Genomic DNA, 20,415 nt, shown 5'->3' on the forward strand with positions numbered 1-20,415 from the left:
CCATGGCTGCACGGGACAAGTCCCCGCAACGCAACGCCGCCGCGCTGACACGAGTCGTCGCGCTCATCAACAGCAAGGGTGGAGTATTCAAGACGACCCTGGCGTCCAACATTGGGGGACTGTTGGCTGCCTCCGACTACAAGGTCTTGCTGGTCGACCTCGACCCACAGGGCAACGTCGCCGAGGATCTCGGATACACCAACACCGAGCACGACGACGATGGCAGCAACCTTGCCCAGGCCCTGGCATTCGGTGCACCGCTCGAACCGATTCGCGACGTCCGACCGAACCTCGATGTCGCTCCTGGCGGGGCCCATCTCGAGGCGGCTACGGCGGCGCTGAGCTCTCGGGTCGCGAAGGATCCTGTTGGAGCCAAGCTCGCTCTGGCCATGGCGTTGGCGCCCATCGCGCACCAGTACGACATGATCCTGCTCGATTGCCCGCCCGGCGACGAGTCGCTACAGACGGCCGCGGCCGCGGCAGCGCGGTGGCTGCTCATCCCGGTCAAAAGCGACGCGTCCAGCCGAAAAGGTATGGCCGGCGTGATGAGTCGCCTCAACGCGGTACTCTCGGACAATCCCGATCTCGACCTTCTCGGTGTCGTCCTCACAGGTATTGGACGCTCAGCAACCAAGGTCCAGAAGCAGGCACGCGACGCGATCGCCGAATCCTTCGGCGGGAGCGGCGACGTCGTCTTCGACCGGACCGTCAGACATTCCGAAGCCACGGCGCTCGCTACTCGTGAACGAGGCCTCCTCGTGCATGAACTCGACGAGTTCGTTCGAAACGGGCCCAAATGGTACGAGGTACTCCGCGGCGAAGCTACAGCTCAGGCGTTGGCCCCGAGGTCATCGACGTCGGTCGCCGACGATCTTGTCGGCGTGACCGAAGAGCTCGTCCGTCGGATCACCCAGGCAGAGACCGAGGCGGCACAGGAGGCCACATCATGACCGAACCTCGACGCAGTGTCAGCGGCTTGAACAGGGTGTCCACCGGTAGTCCGGGAACGCCCGGTGCGCGTCCAGTGACCGGAGATCTGTCAGCATTGCGCGCGAAGAACCGGGCATCAACACCGCCACCGCCGGTCGCGGCGCCTCCGGTCGCGGCGGTGGAGGAACCTGCCGAGAAGAAGCAGACCAACAAGCCTGTCACCGTCTACATCTCCCAGGAGGTCTACACGCGTGCTCGCCTGACCTACAAGGCAACGAGTTCTGCTGAGAGAGACCGGAACTGGTCCCAATTCGTCGAGAAGGCTATTGCCGGTGAAATCGAGCGTCGCGAACTGCGACACAACGCCGGAGGCCCGTTCGATGGCGTCGATACGCCATTGTCCCCGGGACGGCCGCTCGCTGACTGAGGGTGCCCGCACTCTGAGAGTGGATCTGTCACTGAGGCCGCGGCTTGGTCACCAACGGATACGGGGGTGTTGGTGGCCAAGCCGCCGCCTTGCAGCGCGAGCGCTGGGGAATGACGCATCACCCAGAAGCGAACTCCCACATACACGAAAGCATCTTCCAGGACGCCGAAGCGTCCCGCGCGCATCAGCATGCTACTTCTCCCGTGAGACAGTCGGCAACGGCATGCCCACGCGCGTGTTCAAGCAGCTTTCGACACCGCTGAGGTGGGTACGGTGCGGCCTTGAGTTGGAACTCGACCGTCCATCCTGGATCGGAGGGTAGGCCTTGTCACAGCGGTGATCCGAGCCCTCAAGTCCGATCTTTCCAGCGCTCGTTCGCTGACTGCCGACTCATGCCCGTGGCGGCGCCGATCTCGGCCCACGAGCGGCCCAAACGGCGGGCCTTGGCCACGGCGGCGTCAAGCTGTGCGTCGGCGTCCCTGCGGGCAGAAAGGGCGGCCCGGATCTCGTCGTCGACGTCGATCGGGTCGAGATGCTCGCGCCGCCACACACCTTGGGCGGACTCCACGACCTCAGGCCGCACGTTGACGTCGAGGTCGGGGTCCGGGGCGCAGACCCGACGTCGTGTGAGGTCCTCGAGGGACGCTGAGGGCACCCGCATCCACTGGATGGGATCGGTCCAGGTCGATAACTCGGAGCTGTCCCAGCGACGACAATGGCAGCGCAGCAGCCAACCCACGATCTCTGCCGACGGCCGCAGGACGACACCGCTGCCCAGAGCAGCCATGTAATTCCGCACCGGCAGTGACGCACGCGCAGCCGCATCAGCGGCCTGACGCCGGCTGACCTCGACGAGCTCGTGGTCCACGCCGTCCATCATGGTCGACCCGCAGCTCTCGGTCCCGTCTTCGAACACCGCCACCAGTGACGCCTCATGCAGGTGCGTCTCGCTCTCGTGTATCCAGCCCATACCATCAGGCTAGACCTGCCGCGTCAGGTAGTCCTGACGTCGGAGTCTTTGCTGGTTGGTGTACCTGACAAGGGATGGGGCATTGGCGTTTCAGGGGGACTTCCCGCCCTCACCGCCACCCGTTCTACCGACTGACGACCCTCGTGCTCTTCGGTAACGAGTGGATGTGCTGCGTGACATGGGTTTCGCGAACGTTGATCCGAACGGAAGCTCAGCGTGCGATTCCTTATCCGGCGGTCGTGAATCTCGACGACGCCGCCGCAGCCGTAGGCGCTCACGGATCGTGCGACTCGATCGCACAGTGGGAGCATGCCAGGCTGCTCGCTCGGCGGTGACCGTCTCGTGAAGGTCCTGCTGATGTGCGAGTGCACCGCACGATTCTGCCGCGGCGCTGAGACTTCGAGGTCCGCGCAGCCAGCGCGTTCCTCGTCCTTGGCCGACTCGCGCCGCTAGGCCGACACTCTCCAGCCGCAGAAGCAGGTGTAGTGCGCCGTGGGTGGAGGTGCCGGCAGGGAGGCCGGTGGCCCTGGCGATGGCGGCGGTGGGGAGGGCGGTCGTGGGGGAGAGCTGGGACCAGGTGTGGTGGGCGGTGTGGGACAGGTGGCCCCAGAGGGGGTGCAGGAGGGTGGGAGTCTTCGTTCGCCCCCCTCCTTCTGTGACGTCATGGTGCAGATCCGTGCGGTAAATCTCTGGAGGGGTTCGCAGGCTGTAGCAGGTGGCAGAGTGCGGTGCGGAAGCCCTGTCGTGAATGACAGTCACCACGAGAAGTCCTCGGTTGACGAGAGCGCGAAGTCGACGACCTGCGGTGTGGTGGCCGACATTGAGCCATAGCGCCATATCTCGCCACGAGATGGGACGTGCGTCCGTACCGTAGCCATCAGCAAAGCGATGGTGAATGCAGGCAAGGGCCGCAGCGACGAGATTCGCGTCGTCCCAGCAGGCGATCTCAGCGAGGACGGTACGGATGTGATCGGCGCCCGCCGGATCGGCAGGTCGGTGGCCCAAAGCGCGCGACTTAATCGATTCCCAATGCGCGCGGCCGTGATCGTCGCGATCGGCGAACTTTCGGAATGCAGGACATGTGCGGTACCAGCTCGCAGCGCGCCGCCAACTACGGATGCCGTACCTCCACAACACCCACGCCGCAGAGGTGGCGGCATGGGAACGGTGCCCCTCCTCGGGAGTGTGATGCAGAACAGCCCATTCACGGGGAGTGAACTGCCGACGCGGCCGCCACGCACAGGGTTGCTCGAGATCAGATGCTGCCGCGAAGTCGGTCGCTTCCGCGACGTCGAAGGCGGTTGACTCGGTCGCAGTGGTTGGGCGTTCATTGCGGCGTGAGGTCCGGTCTGCGACCGTGACCGCCGGTACCACTGACAGCAGGGTGGGGAGCTCGAGGATCGCTCTGTGGGCCCTGCGGGTCGCTGCAGGCGCGGTCATCCGCCGGCCGTCGTCATCGATTGGATAGCACCAGCCGCCACCAGGTTTGAGCGGCGCCGAGCCTGGTAGGCGCAGGAACTGGTCAGATGTACGGACGTCGAGCTGGGTGGGAGACAGCGATTCCCATGCCCGAATGGTGTCGATGCGGTCAAGCAGGTACCGGCGTGACGCGGTGGTAGGGCAGGCAACCACCAAGTGCTCTGAATCGGGTGAGCCGGATGCAGCGCGATATGCAATCAGCGCAGCAGAGTCATCGACGCTATCCACGATGCTCGAGGCGACTAGGTCGGCACATCCATCGAGGTCGACGACCAGTAGATCGGGACGGATCGGTGCGACCACCGCCCACACCGCACGGCCGGCACCTGCGTGCTCGGCCTGTGTAATCAGCTCAATCGGATCGCCTGAAGCTTCCCGGACAGGCTGCTGACCGCGGGTGGCGCGCAGGGCGTAGCCCTGTGTGCCTGGTGCCAGCAGCAGCCGATACAGCTCGGACCACCGAGTAGCCGTGTCGTATTCGTGATCCGACACGGTCATGTCAGATGTAGCGAACCCCATAGGGTGCGCGCTACTCTGAGACCTGTCTCCCAAGACAGTCCCTTCGGGGTTATGGGTGCGAGATTCCCGCCTCGCCCCTCAAACTTGAACGAATTGCCCTCGGTTGCAGCCGGGGGCAGTTCTTTTTTCAGTTGTGGTACGCCATCACCAATGGCGTGCTCATGCGCTGTGTCGCAGCGCGATCACCTCCTGGCGAATCGAGGCAGGTGCCATCTCGGGCTTGCCGGCTTTCTCGGCGATCGCGGCGGCTACCCAGTCAGCTAGGGAGACGCCCGCCTCCTGAGCGCCGGTACGCGCCAAGTCCTTGATTTCGGGACGTTGACGCATGTTCATGCGCTCGGTGTGGGTCTTGATACGGGGATCAGGCATGGTGTACTCCCTTCCGGCCTCTACTGTGCTGCACAAGCCGGGTAAAGGCGTCGCGACACGCCGCGCGCTGCACAACTCTTGCGATCGGAGCATACGCAGATTCTCAGCAGAACTGTCACAGGAAACTCGAGGTCGGCAAACTCGCAGCGTGTCGGGGTTTCTGTACGCAACAGTGAAAACTGCCCATATAATGAGCACCTTGTAGACAGCAAAGGGGTTCATCTGTTTTAGTGGCTGTAATGCGGGCTCTAAAGCAGGTGATGGACGGGACTGTAGGGGGCTGTTTGAGGCCAGTAGTGCATCTGTAGTGTCACCTGGGCGTCCGTTGACCGGCTGAACAGTGACGAAAGGCTGACACTCATGACTCCTACAAGTGACGATTCGGACTCGTCGTCGAAGAAGTACTCGTTACGGCTGCAAATGCCGACTGACGACGCTGACGTCGAGGCGTTCCTGGCCGCGCAGGGGGCACGGCATCAATCGCAGGCCATCGTGATGCTGATTCGGATGTGGGTCAACGAGTTCGGTCCGACCAACGTGCTCGAGCAGGCGATGGGGTCGATCACGATGACCGGCCTCAAGCGCGGGCTGGGGTCAGCAGAGTCGACAACAAGTCTGGCAGACAGCAAGGCCGGTAATGCTGGCAATGCCAGTCTGGCGCCCGACGAGCGGCCCGAGCAGGCTGCTCCATCGACGCCAACACGCCCATCAGCCACGCCGCAGAAGAACGAACGGACCACGGCCGGACCAAGCGACGACTTCGAGGACCTGTTCCGAAGGTAGACCTTCCCACGGGGGTGAGGTCTACGCCGTTGCAGCACAACGCATTTGCACACAAAGAAACGGGGAAGATACGCAATGAGCAGTGATCCGAAGGCCGGGCTCTTCGAGTACACGGCTGGTCTCGACATCGGCAACGGGTACGTGAAGGGGGTAATCGAAGATCGCAGCGCTGATCCACACGACCGCAGCGCCAATGTGCCAGTCGACATGGTCGACATGCCGAGTGTGGCTGCGACACTGATTCGGCCGAATCTACTTCAGACCCCCGACGCCGACGCACCGGACGTGCTGGCAGACGGTCAGGAGTGGTTCGACAACGCCGATCTGGTGTTCAGCTCGAACCTGGTGCCCGACACATACCGCCGGGTCATCGGCCGCCGGGCCCTGGCCACGAAAGCCTCGAGTGTTGACGCTTTCGATTTGGTCGGCAACAAATCCAAGGCGGAGCAGCCCTTGTCGAAGGTGCTCGTCCTGGGCATCCTCGCGGCGAAAGCGCTGCGCGATTACGTGGCCGTCACCGGACAGCTGCCGAGTCCCAACAATCCAGACACCGTCGCTTCGCTGACGGTGCGTGCAGTCCTCGCGCTCGCCCTGCCGATCAGTGAGTACGAGGTGCACCGCAACAGCTACTCCGCCAGCTTCGTCGGCACAGCGACCGAGCCTCTCGTACACCAGGTCCGCATCAACAATTTCGTCACGCCGGTGACGGTGAGCATCGTGTTCGACAACGTCCTCGTGGTGCCGGAGGGCGCCAGTGCGCAGTACGCCATCAACTACTTCGGCGAACCGCTGATGGAACGTCTGCTCGCCGACGTGCGGAGCCGCGGAGTCGCGCTGGAGGGCATCGAGGCCACACATCTGCTCGCGGCCACCGACACCATCGGCGTCGATGTGGGGGAGGGGACGGTCAACTTTCCGGTGTTCACCGGCGGACGCTTCAACGCCGACGCGTCGCGGACTCTGCCGGCGGGTTACGGCACCGTCCTGGAGAACACCATCGAAGCGATGACCGAGAAGGGGGAGCAGCACGGCTTCGCTGGACGAAAGCACCTCGCGAATTTCCTTCAGGCAGAGGTCAATCCACTGAAAGCGAAGTTTCGCGCTCGCGTCGTCGAGGAGACAGAGGTCGCCTCTGACTTCTTCGTCCGCGAGGTCGCGTTGGAGCTGTCGCGGGTGCTCGATCTCGTCGGTGCCGTCACCCAGGCCATCTACGTGTACGGCGGCGGCTCCGGACCGTTGCGAGAATCCCTGCACAAGGCTCTCCTCGACAAGGTCACGGAGATGAACGGCGAGGATGCAGCTCCGGTGCTGTACCTGGACTCGGCCTATTCACGAGGGCTCAACCGTGAAGGTCTGATCATCGCGGCACGCAACCGTGCCGCAGCGCTGGCGCCGGCCGCGGCCGAGACCGGTTCGGAGGCAAAGTCATCCCGGCGAAAAGTTGCTACAGCCAAGTAGTCGAGAACGACACAAGCCCGGCTCCACGAGGGAGCCGGGCTTGTGGGCAATCTGGGTGATCAGCGGAGCAACGATGCTAACGGAGGACGCTCTGTGACCAGTGACCTGTCGGATGAGACTCCCCAGTCCGACGTTGAAGACTACAGCGCCACACTCGACATCGAGGCGCAAATGTTGTGCTCGCTGCTCTGGACGCCGACCGGGCGTGTGGCGTCTGTCATGAAGGACCTCACACCCGAGGACTTCTATCAACCCGTACACGCGGCACTCTTCGAGGTCATCGCCGGCCTGATTGCAGCCGGCGAGCCGCACTCCGGGGCCTACGTTCTGATGACTCTGCAGCGTGACGGGCGAACCAGTGGACACATTGGCAAACAGATGGTCACCACACTCACCCAGCTAATGACCATCGGCGTTCCGTCCGGAGCGCTCGAGCATTACGCGGCGGCCGTGCTGACGCAGGCCTACCGCCGAGGGTTTCGCACGGCCGCGAAATCTCTGGCCGAGGCCGCGGAGTCACTGCCCGAAGACCAGTTGTACGAGCACATGTGCTCTATCGGACGCGAACGACGAGCCGCATCTCAGCGTCTTCAGGCCATTCGGGAACGGCGTGCTCCCTGACGATCTCGAGTAGTTTCAGACGGAGACAAGGAGGCTCGATGGTGGACGACGACGAATACGCCGCATGGAAACTCCGTCAGGACGGCGCGAGCTGGGAGAGCATCGCCGCCGAATTGGGTTGCACACCGGCAACCGCTCAGATGTTCGCCTCGGCCTACGTCAAACGCACTGACAGTGCCGCCGACGAGATACAAGGTCAACTGTTCTAGGCGGTGCGCCCAGCGCCGCTGCGACTCAATCACCGAGACACAAAAAGCAAGTCCCGACTCCTCATGCGAGGAGTCGGGACTTCATTGCTACCAGAGCGGGCTAGGTGGTGTTCAGACCACAGCCCGGGCAGATCTGGACGAGGCCATCGAGAATCCACGTCGACGGCACGACAGGTCGCCGGAGTCTGCGGATGGGTGATGCCTGGCAGCGAGATGGTCTGTCGCCATGGAGCGATTCTGGTCTGGTAGATCATCAGGTCAGGTGCCCCATGATAGCGGTCTGCGGTCGCAACCCAGTGCGCCCCGGCCTCATTCATCGCGGAGGCCAACTCCGCCTGATACTCGGTGTCGAAATCGTATGCGGTGGAGATGATGACGATCCTTTCTGAAGTACTGCAGGTAGGTGTGCGGTCAGATGCGTCGGTAGATCAGGAATCCGGTGTGCTTGCCGATTCCGACGAACTCGACGTCGTCGGTTCCGAATGCTGCGCGAGCCACCGAGGTCGCCAACGCCGGCGACAGCTGGCCGTCGAGGTGTACGCGGTCGCCGCGCACGAGAGCGCGTGGCAGTTCTCGAGCGACCTGCTCAAGTGTGATGCCGCAGGCGATCTCGGTGTTGGTCAGTTCATGGGTGTAGTGGGTCATGCGCGCGCCTACCCGCGCCCGGTCAGGCCGGGACGGACGTCTCGCCGCACCTGGCGCCGTTCGCGGCGGTTAGCGCGGCGCTTGATCGCCTTGAGCTCGCCCGCCCGCCAGCTGTGGACGTGGCGGGACTTGGAGAATGCGTCGATCTCGTCGCCGCCAATTGCTTTGCGTCGTGCCATGATGTCCACCTTCGTGTGTGTCGTGAGGGTTCAGTGCGACCTCTGGCGGCAGCTGTGCTGCTGCACGCCCGATCAGAGGTCCCTGGTGCCCACCACACATGCCCGATCGAGCAGCCCGCACTCCTGGCAGAGGCTGGGTTTCGGCGCCATGCCGCCGTCATCGAGGAGGCGTAGTAGATGGTCTCTGCAGGTTGGCGTCAGGTCCGGATTGTGGCCGCATAGGGTGTTGGTCTCCACCAGCGCCACAGGTGGTTCCGCGTGGGCTAGTCCCCAACCACAGTGAGGTGTTCGATTTCGGCGTCGCATCACGTTTCCTCAACAGTCGGACGTTCACGGCGGGTATTTCCAGTGTGAAGCCTGCACCCCGGGCCTCAAGGTGAGGTCCGGGGTGCAGGGGGTGTGGCGGCGCACTCAGGCGGCGCAGAGGTCGATCTGGAGGTCGCGGTAGCCGCAGGCCCCGCAGATGTAGGCGGCCTGGCGATTCTGGTCGTAACCGAACTCCAGCTCGAGGGCATCGTCGCAGCTGTCGACACAACCGTTGGGGCACACAGGCATGAGGATTCCTTCGTTCGGAGTGACCTTCTTCTTCACGACGGTTTCCGACGGCAGCTCCGCTGCTGTCTTGTCCTGAAACGACCTTGCTCGCAACACGAATGCCTCACCGGGTGTCTGAGTTAGACCTCCAGCACGCTGCCGCGGCGAAGCTCAGATTCGGAGCAGCAGATGTCGTATCCGCCGACTGGGTAGCTGGGGTGGTCGCTGGCGATGATCCGGCAGTCCCAGTACCCGTCGTGACGGCGAGGGAGCGGCGCATCCGCAGCCGTCTGCTGAAACCGCAGGGGAAGGACCACAATGCGGTGACGGCCGGTGCACTCATGAGACAGACCGCCGGTGGTTCCGGTGCAGGGGTGGGTCTCGTACCAGGGCAGTTCGATCAGGTGGTGTTTGTCGACATGAGGGGTGGTCACCGGGAGCAGCGAGAGGCTGTGATTGGTGGAGCCGACCGGGGCCTGGGCCAGGCGGGCGGTTTCCTCGGTGTCGGTCTCGACGAGCTTGATGCCGTGGAATGTCATGGGGTGGTTCTCCTTACTGTGAACGCCATCGACCTTCTCCTCGAAGGTCAGACGTCGTTTGCGTGCTGGATCTCGTAGCCTTCGAGATCACCGATCTCGTCATCCCATGTCGAGGGATTTCCGCGCCAGTCATCACGGAGTCGCTGTCCGGATGCGTTGTACTCAGCGCCACAGGTGCAGGTGACATCGCTTTCGCCGGGCCACCGTTCAACGGTCGTTCCGCACTTCCCGCAGATCCATGTCTTGGTCGGGCCTTCACTCATCAGGTCTCGTGTCCTCCATCGCCGGTAGGCGGCTGTGTCATGTCTTCTGTCGGAGCAGTTCCTGCCGGCGGCTATGCCGCTGAGTTCCGAAACCGTCTAGCAGACATGAGAAGAAAGACCCGGTCCACCATCTCGGTGAACCGGGTCTTGATCAGTTCTTCAGGGCGATCGCGAGCGACTTCGCGGTGCGGTCGGTCACCCCGGAGTAGACGCGAGCGGAACCTTCGCCGGCGGTCAGGCCCCACCGGATCTTGGTGCGTGCCGATCCGGCGGCCCGGCGCACGATGCCTCGGCCGCCGGCGCGAACTACGTTGTCGTTGAGGTTGCGCAGGTTGCGCAGCTCCGCGAGCAAATCTCGGGCGCTGTAGTTGGGCAGACCTGTCACGGCCGGGGTGTCGAGAGCGTCCAGATGGACGATCAGATCTTCGATGTAGGCGCCGAACGCGGTGATCGTGTCAGCGTCGTTGGCGGCGACGAACCTCTTGTAGCGTTCGCCACGAGCGTTCCACTCGGCGATGATGGTGCGTTGCTCGGCCTTCCAGGCTTGCAGGCCGAGGCCCAACTCCAGGCTGGGCTGCTCAGCGGTGCGGGAGATCGGCGCGGCGGTGGCAGTGGTCATGATGTTTCCTGTCGTCGAAGTCTGCCGAATCAATGTCCGATCAGGGCTGATCGTTATGATTCTGTTCAGGTACTTCTCCGCAGGGCTGCTCCGCTGCCCATGGGTCTGCCACGGGGAGACTCACGCAGAACGACGCCGACGAAACTCGCGAATGAGAATTGCCGCGGACTTGTCGACGACGTCCGCGCCGCGCGAGCTGAGGCCGTCACCATTCGCCGGACCCGCCACAACGGAAAGAGAGTTCTGAACCCCATGCGGAAATCACTTGCGCTCTGCGGTTTCATCGCCTCGGCGCTACTGCTGGCTGGCTGCTCCGGAGGAGAGGAGTCGGCACCCACGACCTACACCCGGGAGACACCGACCTCGGCGGACTTCGACTGGGGCCAGGAGACCGAGACCACACCGGAACCGACCTACACCACCACGACCAACCGTTCGGTGCAGCAGCCTGCCGACCGGGGAGTCTGCGAGGAAGCGTCCCCCTCCGTGGTTGCCCGCATCCAGAGGGACATCAAGCCCAACGTCTCCTTCTCGGGAAACATCGAGGGCGCCTGGATGCTCATGCTCGATGATCCGTCGAATGAGTCCATCATCGTGGGAGGACTGACTGCCGACCTTCCCAGTAACTTCCAGCCCCTGGTGTGGGAGATCACGGAGAGGGACAAGATCTTCTCTCTCAGTCTCAATACCGCCGAGATCACCACCGGAAGTTACGCCGGTCAGCTAGAGCCTTCCCTCGCCGCCGCGGTCATGCAGGTACAACGGTGCGTCAGAGCTAACGCTGCAGTCGAGTAGGTCGACACGGTAGGTCGACACGATCTACTCGGCGTCGAGTGTGGTGACAACGGTTCCGGCCTCGGTCGCGTACGCGCGGGCTTCGGTCTGTTCGGCGTCAGTGAAAGCGCGGATCTGGGCCGGTCGCCCCGGTGGGCGCACGATCAGGGTGAGGTCAGCGAGCTCGGCGCGAGCGCGTGTGGGCGCGCGGCGATCGCTGATTCCGCCAGCGGAATCGATGTTCTCGGTCATGGCTCGTCTTTCGTGTCGTGCTCGGCCGGATGGATCGCGACGGCGGCAACAGTGAGCGGGATCGCGGCGTGAGACAGCTCATTGGCACTCGACACGCGCACCGAGACCACCCCTAGCCACCGACCGTCGCTGCTCTGTAACCACGCGTGCTGCCAACCCTGCATCCGGTGCTCGAGGCGCGCGCCACCGGTCCTCACTCGCAGTGGGACCGTGTTCGCTGGAGTGAACACGCCGGCGACGCCCGCCGCGGCCATGTCGATCCACACCGGTCGTGGCGGGTCGTACAACCGTAGCGTCCGGCGATCAGACCACTCCTCGAACACGCATTCGAGTCTAGCTGTACGATGATGGAGACCGGCACGGGACGTCCGGTGAGGAACGCGGAGGGAAGCCGCTGACCCTTGCCGGCCGTCCGTGCCGGTCATGTTCACTGGTGGCTGTCCGGGGTGCGGGTTCCACCCAATTCGACGGCGAAGTGTCGCACCGTTCGGTGATCAGTCGTCGAACTCCGAGAGCTCCCCATAGTGACCGTCCCGAGTCACGACCAGAGTCCAGTCGCTGTCATGACGGTAACTACCACCGAGTTCGGCCAGCTGAGGACCCAGATCGCCATCATCGACAACGGAAACGATCTCGCCGTGACTGTCGGCAGGCGACGACACGAGTAGCCGCGATTGGTCTTTCCTGAAATAGCTCAGTTCGCCAGACGGGAACCAGCCGTTGTCATACCAGGAAACCTGGATGCGAAGAGCATAGATCTCGTCGTGGTCGACGATGGCACCCTTAGGCTGTCCATCGAGCGACTGCTGCGCACACCAGAACTCGGGATCGAGCACGGTCCAGGTGGTGATGTCTTCGAGGATCCTGTCGAACACGTCCTTGGCGATCCGAGTGTTCTCGTCATCACCGAGCGTGATACCGGCCGAGGCCACGTCCAGAGCGTGGATGAACTCCATGCCGGTCACTGAAGCGGTGAAAATGTGCTCCGCGCCGGCATCGTCAACGACGACGAGTTGATGGGCACCATCGACGGTGTGGGCGCGGACGGTGCGCAGAGTGCGAGTCACGACGGTTTCTCCTTGTTGGAAGTGGGGTCTCGGCGCCACTGCCGCTGCGTGCGGCGGTACGACCACCAGGCGCGCAGGAATCTGAGTGCGCGCGTGGGCGTCTTGTCGCGAACGAAGAACGCCTGGGCGGCGATGTATCGGATGTGAATGGTGGCCATGTAGTCGAATTCGCGCGTGCGCGTACTCGAGGCCGGCACTGATTCGTGGGGTCAGGTTGGGTCATCTGGTTCTCTGTTCTGCTGGGACGGCTAGCGGACCCGCGTCGGCGTGTACTCGTAGTAGCCCTTGTGCTCAGTCTGGATGAGTGCGCGAGCCAACGCTTGGGCATCGCACGCGTACAACCCCGCGTTGGAGATCGAGTTGAACTCGACGACGACAGAGTCGTGCCGAGCGGGGACGTAGGCCATGTCCACGACATAGGTTCGCAGCCCGCGGGCGGCCATATGCGCGATCACCGGGGTGGCCGCAGCCAAATGCGTACGGACCGTTCGGGAGTCGTCAGTGATGTCGCTGTTCACGGTCGCTGCCACGGAGTTACCTCGGTGCAGCCGCACCGCGGGGTCGAAAGGGCCCGAACCCGAATGGTCGAGGGGGGTGTACTCCTCGATGCACCCGGCCCCGGTGACGGGAATCCCGTCGACGACGAAGACTCGATACTCGTAGGTTATCTCGATCCATGGACTGACGAGGAAAGCCGAGCGCACGCCATCGAGCCGGACCATGGTCCAGTCGAAGGCGTCGTGTAGCCGGCGGTTGATGACGCGCGTGTCGGGATCGAGCTCGATGCGGGCTATGCCTTGTTTGTGACCGGCGACCTTCACGACCGCCGCCGTGTGGCCGGCGGCCGCCAGGGTGGTCAAGTGCTGGGAGAGATCGTCAGCGCCGAGCGTTACGGATTCGCTGTCATAGGTGCAGACGGCGAACGTGCGGCCAGTCATATCGAGGGGAAGTCCAGCGAGAAGCTCCTCGAAGGCGTCCGCTCCGTGATACCCACCGTGTTCGTTGATACGCAGCGGCCCCATCCGGCAGGCTAGATCTTCTGAAGACCAGCATTTCGCGCTGCTGCGGAGTTCGATGGCGAGGCCGGCGTCGAGAGCTGCTCGGTAGGTCGTGGCGATCCGCACGGCGTCTTCCCAGAAATCCTCGACGTCGGCGGCTGGGTCGATCGGACCCTCGTCGAACCCTGCGGCCCAGATCTGTTCAAGAATGTCGAGCATTTGGGTGAGACGCTCACCGCTGGGGGCGCGACCGTCTTTGGTGATCAGGCCAGGAAACGGCCGGAGAGCATGTGTCATGAATACGGTGGACATGTGCCATCAGGTCCTTCATGGAGGTAGAGGTGAGTTCTAATGTCGGTGCGGCCCTGAGCGATTCTGGTTGGAGTTGTGACCGGGGCCCTCAGACGGTCGCGCCAAGCGCGGCGAGGACGCGGCCGCCGATCCAGCGGGCTGCGTCGACGGAGACCGCGTTGCCGATCTGCTTCTTCACCTCGCCGACTGTGCCGGTGAAGTGATAGCTGTCGGGGAAGCCCTGTCCCCGGGCACATTCCCGGTTGTTGAGCATGCGGAATCGCGGGCCGTCGGCGGTCAGTGTGGCGACGCCGTGGTGGTTCCCGCCGGCGGTGATGGTGGCGAGCGGGTGCTCGTCTGCTCGACGAGCTCGAGCGTTCCGGCGATAGGTCACCAGGTGCGGGGTGTCGAACTCGGTGATCTGTTCGATCTGATTCGAAACGTAGAGTCGACGAGTGACCGGCTTGCCAGGGTTGGTGTCCAGGATCGCCGCCGCGGTCTTTCGAGCGGGACGCTCGATAGTCAGATCCACGGCCCCGTCGCGAGTGAAGATCGCGAAGTAGCGAACCCGACGCTGCGCAGCCCCGACGTCGGCGGCATCGAGAATGAGGATCTGCTCGCGGTAGCCCAGCGCACGCATCCCATCCAGCCACCATGAGTACAGCGACCATGCTTGGAACTCGACGACGTTCTCGACGATGATCGCGTCGTACTGGTGAACCTCGGTGGCTGCGATGACCGCGAACGCGGTTGCTCGATCGATCGATCCGGGATCAAGCCGGCGCATCTCCTCTGCTGCAGGGGGCTGTTTGCGGCCGCCGGAACGGGCATGCCACACGCACGAGGGCGACGCCCACAGGATGTCGGTCGACGGAAACGAGCGCCAGTCGACTTCGGACAGATTGGCGAGAATGTGTTCGGTGTCAGGATGATTCACCTGGTGTGTAGCGACGGCGACCGGCCAGTGGTTCGCCGCGACCTGGACCGACACGCCGGCTTGGGTCATTCCTTCGGAGCTACCTCCGGCGCCGCTGAAGATGTCGGTCATAGTCAGCGGTCCACCGGACAGCGACGGCCGCTGCGGATGGGTGAGAAACGTGGTCATCGACAGACTCCTGTGGTGTGTGGGTGAGCGAGATCGGCGCAAGATCGACGTGTGCGAAAAAGAGGGACCGCAACGCTGTGGAGCAAGCGTTGCGGTCCCATGTCCCGAACCGGATTGATTCAGGGGCGAAGTCCTATCCGCAGCGCACCCGGTAGCGAGGAGGTGCGCTGCGGATGAGGGGGATGTGAGAGCAGGTCGCGTGTTCGACGCGGTGTCTGATCGCACCCTCTTCGCATGACGGCGCTTAGACCGTCCGGTTGTCAGCGCGAGGCCAGCGACGATGATGGCCGAATCGGCATCGCAGCCCTGTCCTCACAGCCATTTCCGACGGGCGCTGTGCGCCTGTCCTTCGATATATCAACCGGCATGGATCGCCGGATACGAGCCCCTCATGCCGGGTCCGATGGCGCGTAGTCTTGCCGGTACTTTCGCTCGAGACCTTCAGGGGTGACCCAGTGTTCACGGCCGGTGTGGCAGTTCCGGACCTTGACTGACCGGTTGCCGCCTGTGTGCGACAGGAAGTCCGTGACTACCTCGAACGGTATGCCGTCCGCCTTCCGAGTCCAGAACGAACCCTTGAGAGTCCTCACGACGAGGTTGGGAGTGGTCACGAGGTTTCGCCTTGTGCGCGTTGCGCCGCGGCGATGAGAGCGACAGCGTGCTCGAATACGGCATCAGGTGTCCGTGGCTCACCGTTGACGTACAGGCGGGTATCGTCTCGCTTGCCGGTCATGTCCACTCGAATATCGAAGTCGTCGAACCACACCTGACCATCGCCGTCTGGCCCCACTCCGGTGGGTAGCGCGAGGACGGTGAGACCGCTATCGCGGACCGCGGTAACCAGCTCGCGCGCTTGGGGCATGGCTTCGTCGACGGAGATCCCCGCTTGGCTGGCGATGAACTCGGTGGCGACCTGCTCGAAGGTGGGCGTCGTCATGGCGCTAATTTCTCCTTGTCCATCTGGTGTAGGGCGCAGAACGGCGGCGTCGCGGCGTCTGAATCGGTCATCGAAGTCTCCTGACTGTGTCATAGCAGCGGATGCACTGGTCGTGGTGGAAGTCCTGAAGGCTGAGGCATCGCGGACACCACGACGTGTGGTTGCGCTCCAGGGTCGGCCATTCCGCGTTGACGGGGGAATTGCTGGATTCGGCCATCACGTGAACGTCATCGGTGGACCACGGGTTGATCGTCCGAAAGACCATCTCCGGCATACGGTGTCCCGGCTTCTCCCGGTTCCACCCCTCAACCTTTGCGGCGACCTGGTGGTAGAAGGCTTGCCGGGATTCCTCATTCTCGAAGGGGAGCACCCGCACCCATTGGCCTCTGGGATCGTCGGGGTCGCCTTCGTAGAACCGGACACCCCGTTCAGTTCGTGGCCCCGGTTCAGGGTCTCCTACATGTCTCATAGCGTCCCTTCGAGGAAGTGATGTTCTAGCCATTGCCGAGGATGCGCATGCCTTCGACTGTCCGCTCTGCGTAACGACTTTCGCAGCCACTAGTGGTGATGAACGGCTGCGCGAGGATGCGTGGGCGCCTGCCGGCCCCTATGCGGCGCAGCGACAGCGACGACGCGGGCAACGGCGTGACGATGGGCGCGCCGGAGCAGGGAGATGAGCTTGAATCCTGCCCAGAGGATCAACCCCGCGGCGATCAGGGTCGCGGAGTTCACGACGCCGGGGATGTGGCCAAGGTAGTAGGTCAGACTTGCCACCGACAGGAGGACCGCTACTGCGAACAGATCGCGACGGACAGCGGGCGGGTGATCCGAAACATGTGTCATGAGCTGCTGTTCCTTAGATGAGGTGAATGTCGACGGCCCGCCCAGTAGTGACTGGCGGGCGAGTTCTGTCGAGACATTCCCTGTCAGCGGCTGCGCCGCTGCTAATCTAAAGCCCGACATGAGAATTCGGGAGGAACACTTTGGGTACAGCAATCCGATCGCTGAAACTCGTTGCCGCCATGACTGCAATCGCATTGGGAGCAGTCGGATGTGCAGATGCGTCGCAATCTGAGACAAGTGCATCCAGCGGTGCGGTAGTGACGACGACGATGTCGGCGGACAGCACCACGGCAGCGACAACCCCGGCGACAACACCAGAGTCAACGGTGAGACCGCTCACGACGTCGAAAAAGCTGACGCCTGCGGACATCATGTGCGATCTGGTCCCAAACCCGAATGACAACAAGAGCACCCCTGTTGTGGTGCTGCAGGGGCAGGTGGACTGCAGCCAGGCACTGTCGGTGGCACGTGACTACCTCGCGGGCATCAAAGCAGGTGAAGCCGAGGGCCAGGGATTGTTCCTCACCGTGCAGGGATGGGACTGCAACTGGCCCTATGTCGAGGGGCGAAGCCACGCGGAGTCGTACTTGAAGTGCGTCGATCCCTCCCGGGCCAACGCGATCAGGATCGGCAACTGAAGCCATCATGACCGAAGCCTCCGAGAGTGACCGAGACGAGGAGAACGGCTTCGCGGGCCGTAGTCTCGTCCTCGCTTCGGGCCTGGGTATCGCTCTCCTGGCCATTGTCGTCCTCGGGCTCCGCCACTCCTGGCACCCCTACCTGGTGTGGGTCGTCGCGATTCCCGGTATCGCCCTGGGCGTCCAGCTGCACCGGGCGCCGGTGGCGGCGTTCTTTCAAGGCGCTCTGCTCGCACCGTTCGTACTAGGCCTGGTCCAGCTTTTCTGGCCGTGAACGGACACACGACCCAATCTCGGAGACGCGGTAGTAACACCTACTGGCCAGCAGAATCCTCCGACACAAGGACGAATCGATAGTCGGAGTACGTCTCGAGATCGCCCATCCGCCCGAAACCAACCCAGAGCCCCGAACCATCGGGCTCCGCCCTCACACTCTCGATACGCCACCCGTCAGGTTCTGGGTACGCCGGCGTCGGCGACAACGCCCTATCCAGAAGTCGGGCAACCAAACCAGTCAACTCTGGCCCGCTCAACTCACGGGGATCAGCCATGGCAAGAATTCCTCTCTACGGGGAGCTCGTCTTTGTATACGGCAGCAGTCAGACAGCTGCCCAGGACCCTAGTGGTCGTTCAGAAGAGGTCCTGTTCCAGCTCGAGGGAGCGCCGCCAGCGATGTGCCACCGCCGCTACGAAGGCGGCCAGCGTCAACCCGCCGGCCCCCCAGACAATCCACACCGGAATCGGTGACCACAGGTGAACGAGCAGCAGTACGACTGTGACCACCGCCAGAGCTGCCGTCACGCGCGAACCCACACTCCAGCGCGGCCGCGCCATCACCTCCTGGGAGGGAGAGATCGTTTCACTTCCGAATTCGTCATCTGTTGCCATCGCTGCTTCCCCGAATCAGCCGTCGTCAACTTCTCATGTGCACCACGAGGCTACCGGCGTGCGACGAATCCCCAAGGAACGCTCCCACATTCAAAGACCTTCGTGGTGACGCGACGCGAAAACCCCTGGGCCGTCGAAGCCAGGAAGTCCAGGCGCGGGGAACATAGCGAGCTAGAAGTACGACCCCGCCCCCTATCTGGGGCGGGGTCGTATCCGGTACACCTATTCGGTGTGCGTTCCGTGGTCACACAGTCCGAGAATCTCCTCGGCCGCCGCAACGGCTTCTTGCTTGCGTGTCTGCCAGTCCGACGGATCACCTCTCTCGATTCTGATCGGGTAGGGCAGGGGCACTTCGTAGGGGCGAGTACCGGCGCCGGGTGAGACCCACAGGTGAAATTGTCCGCCCGTTTTCCAGCCGCCGTCAGACTTCAAGACGGCGGCGACGTTACGGGTGACGTTGAGCCATTGGACCGTGCCGATCCCACCGTCGTCGTAGCTGTAGATCGGACTGTCACGTCGATACTGGCCGTAGCGGCCACTGTCCTGCCCCTGGACGATGGGGAACCCATCGCGCCAGAAGGCGGGCAGGAGCGTGGCGTGATGACCGAGCAACACCCAGCCGTCCCGGTAGATCCTCACAATGATTCCTTTCCTTGAGCGATGCCCGGTGCATCGAAGGTACGGGTGTTAGTACCAGCGGGCGATCGGCTCACCGTGGTCGTGTTCGAAAGGGCATCGCCCGGCCGGCGTCGGGGTCCATGGAGACGGGTGCGCGTCATCCCACCGACGGCCGCAGTCATTGCACGTCGCGATCACCGCGAAATCTCGCCCGTACAACCGGACACCGGTCGCACGGCCGTCGGTGTCACGAGTGACCGTCGCGGCTTCGCCGGCGACATCAGCGGCGAGCGACCCGAGCCTGGCGCAGTAATCTTCGCTGTGCCCGATCTCGCGCACACCGGCGCAGTGGTCGTAATGGTCGCCGTGATCGATCACCGTGACGTCATCCCACCAGGTGACACCCTGCCGGCGCCACGCGACAAACACGCGGTTCGTGCGCGTGATCAGCCGCAGGACGTCGGGACCGGTGTAGTACGCGCCAGGACCGTTGCGCCGCTTGTAGTCCGCCGGCGAGCGAGAATCGCGCTGTGCGTTGAAACCCGCGGACTGTAGCGACGTCAGTTCGCGCTGCGCAGCACGCCCAGTGATGAACCGCGTGACAGTGTGCTCACTGGTGAACCGCGGCGCCGTTGCCCATGCGGTCGGTCCAACGCGACCGGCACGCACGTCGGCGATGTCGGCAGGCATCGAATCGACACCGCTGCCGCTGCGCACGACGAGTTCACATGTGCGCGGTGTCCCGGTCGCCGTGACCGACCCGTAGGCGTAGCGGGTGCGGGTCGTGACGGACGAGTCGACGCCGTCGTGTGTTGAGATCAACATTGCGTTCGTGTCCTGTTCTGCGAGTGAGAGTTAGGCGAGATCGATTGCTCATGACAGGGCTCCGACGGTGCGCGCGCGCAGGATCTCTGGCTCGGCAGAGATCACTGGCGGCACATTCCATTCGGCAGCCCATGCGAGGGTTTCTCGCACGGCCTTGCTGGGGATCTGCTTGAGGGTGGTGATGTAGCTGAGAAACGCCTCGGCACCGGTGACGTCGTTGCGCTCGTACAGGTCGAACGCGTCGATCGTCAGGTCTTCGAGCATGTCTGCAGCTTCCTGTACACCGGACCCTCGATGGGTTCGTCGGGCAACAGCGATGTCTTCGGCGGCCGACGTCCACTGCGCAACAAGCGTCTTCGATCGAACAGTGTGTGCGGTTTGCCGACACAGTTCGGCCACGCGGGAGCACAGCTGCCCCAGGGCAGGGACGCCGGCGGCGACGCCCCGTGAGGGGTCATCGAGCAGATCGGCGAACCAGAGCCATCGCGCCGTCGCAGACTCGATGACCGCAGGAGGGTCGATCTGACCTAACCCGATGCTGAGAATCAGATCTCCGGTTGACCAGCTGGGATCATGCACGAGCTGCGAGAAGCTCACAGCCGAGGTGTGATTGGTGGAAGCCATGATGAATCCTC

At 63.5% G+C, this 20,415-nt stretch carries 29 protein-coding genes; 9 read left to right on the forward strand and 20 right to left on the reverse strand.

Features of this window, described 5'->3' with window-relative positions; translation table 11 throughout:
- Positions 1–2: 2 nt before the first annotated feature.
- Positions 3–950 (forward strand): ParA family protein, encoded by a 948-nt coding sequence (locus KTR9_RS00005; protein ID WP_014924635.1) that lies wholly within the window; start codon positions 3–5, stop codon positions 948–950.
- 74 nt (positions 951–1,024) lie between these two features.
- Entirely contained in the window at positions 1,025–1,357 is a 333-nt protein-coding gene (locus KTR9_RS26740; protein ID WP_238553845.1) for a ParB family protein, read from the forward strand.
- 349 nt (positions 1,358–1,706) lie between these two features.
- Here KTR9_RS26740 and KTR9_RS27680 read toward each other — a convergent pair whose 3' ends face one another.
- Positions 1,707–2,327, reverse strand: coding sequence for a hypothetical protein (locus tag KTR9_RS27680; RefSeq protein ID WP_014924638.1), 621 nt, complete (start codon positions 2,325–2,327; stop codon positions 1,707–1,709).
- 2,157 nt (positions 2,328–4,484) lie between these two features.
- On the reverse strand, positions 4,485–4,694 hold the full coding sequence (locus KTR9_RS00020) for a hypothetical protein (protein WP_100055150.1): 210 nt from the start codon (positions 4,692–4,694) through the stop codon (positions 4,485–4,487).
- A 420-nt stretch (positions 4,695–5,114) separates the two neighbouring features.
- On the opposite strand from KTR9_RS00020, the gene KTR9_RS00025 reads away from it, so the two are divergent.
- The 4 genes from KTR9_RS00025 to KTR9_RS27545 all read left to right on the forward strand — a co-directional run bounded on the left by KTR9_RS00025 (position 5,115) and on the right by KTR9_RS27545 (position 7,765).
- Positions 5,115–5,477 (forward strand): hypothetical protein, encoded by a 363-nt coding sequence (locus tag KTR9_RS00025; protein WP_044505485.1) that lies wholly within the window; start codon positions 5,115–5,117, stop codon positions 5,475–5,477.
- Positions 5,478–5,522: 45 nt separating this feature from the next.
- On the forward strand, positions 5,523–6,935 hold the full coding sequence (locus tag KTR9_RS00030) for a hypothetical protein (protein WP_148281105.1): 1,413 nt from the start codon (positions 5,523–5,525) through the stop codon (positions 6,933–6,935).
- 93 nt (positions 6,936–7,028) lie between these two features.
- Positions 7,029–7,556: a DnaB-like helicase N-terminal domain-containing protein gene (locus tag KTR9_RS00035; protein ID WP_044505486.1), complete on the forward strand. Its 528-nt coding sequence runs from the start codon at positions 7,029–7,031 to the stop codon at positions 7,554–7,556.
- Positions 7,557–7,594: 38 nt separating this feature from the next.
- The gene (locus KTR9_RS27545; RefSeq protein WP_014924643.1) at positions 7,595–7,765 is read left to right on the forward strand and encodes a hypothetical protein; all 171 of its coding nucleotides are present in this window, start codon (positions 7,595–7,597) and stop codon (positions 7,763–7,765) included.
- Between the two features lie 411 nt (positions 7,766–8,176).
- On the opposite strand, the gene KTR9_RS00040 is transcribed toward KTR9_RS27545, so the two are convergent.
- From KTR9_RS00040 to KTR9_RS00065, 5 genes are all read right to left on the reverse strand, one after another.
- On the reverse strand, positions 8,177–8,410 hold the full coding sequence (locus KTR9_RS00040; RefSeq protein WP_014924645.1) for a hypothetical protein: 234 nt from the start codon (positions 8,408–8,410) through the stop codon (positions 8,177–8,179).
- An 8-nt stretch (positions 8,411–8,418) separates the two neighbouring features.
- A complete protein-coding gene (locus tag KTR9_RS27550; RefSeq protein WP_014924646.1) occupies positions 8,419–8,589 on the reverse strand; it encodes a hypothetical protein in 171 nt (56 codons plus the stop codon).
- A 411-nt stretch (positions 8,590–9,000) separates the two neighbouring features.
- Positions 9,001–9,144 (reverse strand): hypothetical protein, encoded by a 144-nt coding sequence (locus KTR9_RS27555; protein ID WP_158409732.1) that lies wholly within the window; start codon positions 9,142–9,144, stop codon positions 9,001–9,003.
- 119 nt (positions 9,145–9,263) lie between these two features.
- Positions 9,264–9,662 carry a hypothetical protein gene (locus KTR9_RS00055; RefSeq protein WP_044505555.1) on the reverse strand — a complete coding sequence of 133 codons (399 nt, stop codon included), beginning with the start codon at positions 9,660–9,662 and terminating at the stop codon, positions 9,264–9,266.
- Positions 9,663–10,076: 414 nt separating this feature from the next.
- Positions 10,077–10,544, reverse strand: coding sequence for a hypothetical protein (locus KTR9_RS00065; protein WP_044505489.1), 468 nt, complete (start codon positions 10,542–10,544; stop codon positions 10,077–10,079).
- A gap of 99 nt (positions 10,545–10,643) precedes the next feature.
- Between KTR9_RS00065 and KTR9_RS00070 the strand changes: the two genes are divergently transcribed.
- A complete protein-coding gene (locus KTR9_RS00070; RefSeq protein ID WP_148281106.1) occupies positions 10,644–11,339 on the forward strand; it encodes a hypothetical protein in 696 nt (231 codons plus the stop codon).
- A 24-nt stretch (positions 11,340–11,363) separates the two neighbouring features.
- Here KTR9_RS00070 and KTR9_RS00075 read toward each other — a convergent pair whose 3' ends face one another.
- The 9 genes from KTR9_RS00075 to KTR9_RS27675 all read right to left on the reverse strand — a co-directional run bounded on the left by KTR9_RS00075 (position 11,364) and on the right by KTR9_RS27675 (position 17,184).
- Positions 11,364–11,570 carry a hypothetical protein gene (locus tag KTR9_RS00075; protein ID WP_014924651.1) on the reverse strand — a complete coding sequence of 69 codons (207 nt, stop codon included), beginning with the start codon at positions 11,568–11,570 and terminating at the stop codon, positions 11,364–11,366.
- Positions 11,567–11,893, reverse strand: coding sequence for a hypothetical protein (locus KTR9_RS00080; RefSeq protein ID WP_014924652.1), 327 nt, complete (start codon positions 11,891–11,893; stop codon positions 11,567–11,569). The genes KTR9_RS00075 and KTR9_RS00080 overlap by 4 nt, the downstream gene beginning before the upstream one ends.
- Before the next feature lie 171 nt (positions 11,894–12,064).
- The gene (locus KTR9_RS00085) at positions 12,065–12,637 is read right to left on the reverse strand and encodes a hypothetical protein (protein WP_044505490.1); all 573 of its coding nucleotides are present in this window, start codon (positions 12,635–12,637) and stop codon (positions 12,065–12,067) included.
- Complete coding sequence (locus tag KTR9_RS27560) at positions 12,634–12,795, reverse strand: hypothetical protein (RefSeq protein WP_158409734.1); 162 nt, start codon at positions 12,793–12,795, stop codon at positions 12,634–12,636. Before KTR9_RS27560 ends, KTR9_RS00085 begins: the two co-directional genes overlap by 4 nt.
- Positions 12,796–12,885: 90 nt before the next feature.
- The gene (locus KTR9_RS00095; RefSeq protein ID WP_014924654.1) at positions 12,886–13,947 is read right to left on the reverse strand and encodes an ATP-grasp domain-containing protein; all 1,062 of its coding nucleotides are present in this window, start codon (positions 13,945–13,947) and stop codon (positions 12,886–12,888) included.
- An 88-nt stretch (positions 13,948–14,035) separates the two neighbouring features.
- A complete protein-coding gene (locus tag KTR9_RS00100) occupies positions 14,036–15,031 on the reverse strand; it encodes a DNA cytosine methyltransferase (protein ID WP_014924655.1) in 996 nt (331 codons plus the stop codon).
- A gap of 607 nt (positions 15,032–15,638) precedes the next feature.
- Positions 15,639–15,968 carry a hypothetical protein gene (locus KTR9_RS00110; RefSeq protein WP_014924656.1) on the reverse strand — a complete coding sequence of 110 codons (330 nt, stop codon included), beginning with the start codon at positions 15,966–15,968 and terminating at the stop codon, positions 15,639–15,641.
- A gap of 558 nt (positions 15,969–16,526) precedes the next feature.
- Positions 16,527–16,811, reverse strand: coding sequence for a hypothetical protein (locus tag KTR9_RS27180; protein WP_137811136.1), 285 nt, complete (start codon positions 16,809–16,811; stop codon positions 16,527–16,529).
- A gap of 106 nt (positions 16,812–16,917) precedes the next feature.
- Positions 16,918–17,184, reverse strand: a complete 267-nt coding sequence (locus tag KTR9_RS27675; protein WP_162140437.1) for a hypothetical protein — start codon at positions 17,182–17,184, stop codon at positions 16,918–16,920.
- On the opposite strand from KTR9_RS27675, the gene KTR9_RS00125 reads away from it, so the two are divergent.
- Positions 17,183–17,449, forward strand: a complete 267-nt coding sequence (locus KTR9_RS00125) for a hypothetical protein (RefSeq protein ID WP_044505496.1) — start codon at positions 17,183–17,185, stop codon at positions 17,447–17,449. The two genes, KTR9_RS27675 and KTR9_RS00125, sit on opposite strands and share 2 nt — an antisense overlap.
- A gap of 7 nt (positions 17,450–17,456) precedes the next feature.
- A complete protein-coding gene (locus KTR9_RS00130; RefSeq protein ID WP_044505497.1) occupies positions 17,457–17,723 on the forward strand; it encodes a hypothetical protein in 267 nt (88 codons plus the stop codon).
- 356 nt (positions 17,724–18,079) lie between these two features.
- Here the strand turns inward: KTR9_RS00130 and KTR9_RS00135 are convergent, their stop codons facing one another.
- From KTR9_RS00135 to KTR9_RS00150, 4 genes are all read right to left on the reverse strand, one after another.
- Entirely contained in the window at positions 18,080–18,337 is a 258-nt protein-coding gene (locus KTR9_RS00135; protein WP_044505498.1) for a hypothetical protein, read from the reverse strand.
- Between the two features lie 222 nt (positions 18,338–18,559).
- Positions 18,560–18,976 (reverse strand): hypothetical protein, encoded by a 417-nt coding sequence (locus tag KTR9_RS00140; RefSeq protein WP_148281107.1) that lies wholly within the window; start codon positions 18,974–18,976, stop codon positions 18,560–18,562.
- A 48-nt stretch (positions 18,977–19,024) separates the two neighbouring features.
- The gene (locus tag KTR9_RS00145; RefSeq protein WP_014924660.1) at positions 19,025–19,780 is read right to left on the reverse strand and encodes a hypothetical protein; all 756 of its coding nucleotides are present in this window, start codon (positions 19,778–19,780) and stop codon (positions 19,025–19,027) included.
- 48 nt (positions 19,781–19,828) lie between these two features.
- Positions 19,829–20,377: a hypothetical protein gene (locus KTR9_RS00150; protein ID WP_137811134.1), complete on the reverse strand. Its 549-nt coding sequence runs from the start codon at positions 20,375–20,377 to the stop codon at positions 19,829–19,831.
- Positions 20,378–20,415: the final 38 nt, after the last annotated feature.

Source organism: Gordonia sp. KTR9, assembly GCF_000143885.2.
Taxonomy (GTDB): domain Bacteria; phylum Actinomycetota; class Actinomycetes; order Mycobacteriales; family Mycobacteriaceae; genus Gordonia.

What these genes read in the sequence shown, in the direction of transcription:
- KTR9_RS00005 (WP_014924635.1), top strand. Translation starts at nt 3, where the DNA reads ATGGCTGCACGGGACAAGTCCCCGCAACGCAACGCCGCCGCGCTGACA.
- KTR9_RS27680 (WP_014924638.1), bottom strand. Translation starts at nt 2,327, where the DNA reads ATGGGCTGGATACACGAGAGCGAGACGCACCTGCATGAGGCGTCACTG.
- KTR9_RS00020 (WP_100055150.1), bottom strand. Translation starts at nt 4,694, where the DNA reads ATGCCTGATCCCCGTATCAAGACCCACACCGAGCGCATGAACATGCGT.
- KTR9_RS00025 (WP_044505485.1), top strand. Translation starts at nt 5,115, where the DNA reads ATGCCGACTGACGACGCTGACGTCGAGGCGTTCCTGGCCGCGCAGGGG.
- KTR9_RS27545 (WP_014924643.1), top strand. Translation starts at nt 7,595, where the DNA reads ATGGTGGACGACGACGAATACGCCGCATGGAAACTCCGTCAGGACGGC.
- KTR9_RS00040 (WP_014924645.1), bottom strand. Translation starts at nt 8,410, where the DNA reads ATGACCCACTACACCCATGAACTGACCAACACCGAGATCGCCTGCGGC.
- KTR9_RS27550 (WP_014924646.1), bottom strand. Translation starts at nt 8,589, where the DNA reads ATGGCACGACGCAAAGCAATTGGCGGCGACGAGATCGACGCATTCTCC.
- KTR9_RS27555 (WP_158409732.1), bottom strand. Translation starts at nt 9,144, where the DNA reads ATGCCTGTGTGCCCCAACGGTTGTGTCGACAGCTGCGACGATGCCCTC.
- KTR9_RS00055 (WP_044505555.1), bottom strand. Translation starts at nt 9,662, where the DNA reads ATGACATTCCACGGCATCAAGCTCGTCGAGACCGACACCGAGGAAACC.
- KTR9_RS00065 (WP_044505489.1), bottom strand. Translation starts at nt 10,544, where the DNA reads ATGACCACTGCCACCGCCGCGCCGATCTCCCGCACCGCTGAGCAGCCC.
- KTR9_RS00070 (WP_148281106.1), top strand. Translation starts at nt 10,644, where the DNA reads ATGGGTCTGCCACGGGGAGACTCACGCAGAACGACGCCGACGAAACTC.
- KTR9_RS00075 (WP_014924651.1), bottom strand. Translation starts at nt 11,570, where the DNA reads ATGACCGAGAACATCGATTCCGCTGGCGGAATCAGCGATCGCCGCGCG.
- KTR9_RS27560 (WP_158409734.1), bottom strand. Translation starts at nt 12,795, where the DNA reads ATGGCCACCATTCACATCCGATACATCGCCGCCCAGGCGTTCTTCGTT.
- KTR9_RS00095 (WP_014924654.1), bottom strand. Translation starts at nt 13,947, where the DNA reads ATGTCCACCGTATTCATGACACATGCTCTCCGGCCGTTTCCTGGCCTG.
- KTR9_RS00100 (WP_014924655.1), bottom strand. Translation starts at nt 15,031, where the DNA reads ATGACCACGTTTCTCACCCATCCGCAGCGGCCGTCGCTGTCCGGTGGA.
- KTR9_RS00110 (WP_014924656.1), bottom strand. Translation starts at nt 15,968, where the DNA reads ATGACGACGCCCACCTTCGAGCAGGTCGCCACCGAGTTCATCGCCAGC.
- KTR9_RS27180 (WP_137811136.1), bottom strand. Translation starts at nt 16,811, where the DNA reads ATGACACATGTTTCGGATCACCCGCCCGCTGTCCGTCGCGATCTGTTC.
- KTR9_RS00125 (WP_044505496.1), top strand. Translation starts at nt 17,183, where the DNA reads ATGTGCGATCTGGTCCCAAACCCGAATGACAACAAGAGCACCCCTGTT.
- KTR9_RS27675 (WP_162140437.1), bottom strand. Translation starts at nt 17,184, where the DNA reads ATGATGTCCGCAGGCGTCAGCTTTTTCGACGTCGTGAGCGGTCTCACC.
- KTR9_RS00130 (WP_044505497.1), top strand. Translation starts at nt 17,457, where the DNA reads ATGACCGAAGCCTCCGAGAGTGACCGAGACGAGGAGAACGGCTTCGCG.
- KTR9_RS00135 (WP_044505498.1), bottom strand. Translation starts at nt 18,337, where the DNA reads ATGGCAACAGATGACGAATTCGGAAGTGAAACGATCTCTCCCTCCCAG.
- KTR9_RS00145 (WP_014924660.1), bottom strand. Translation starts at nt 19,780, where the DNA reads ATGTTGATCTCAACACACGACGGCGTCGACTCGTCCGTCACGACCCGC.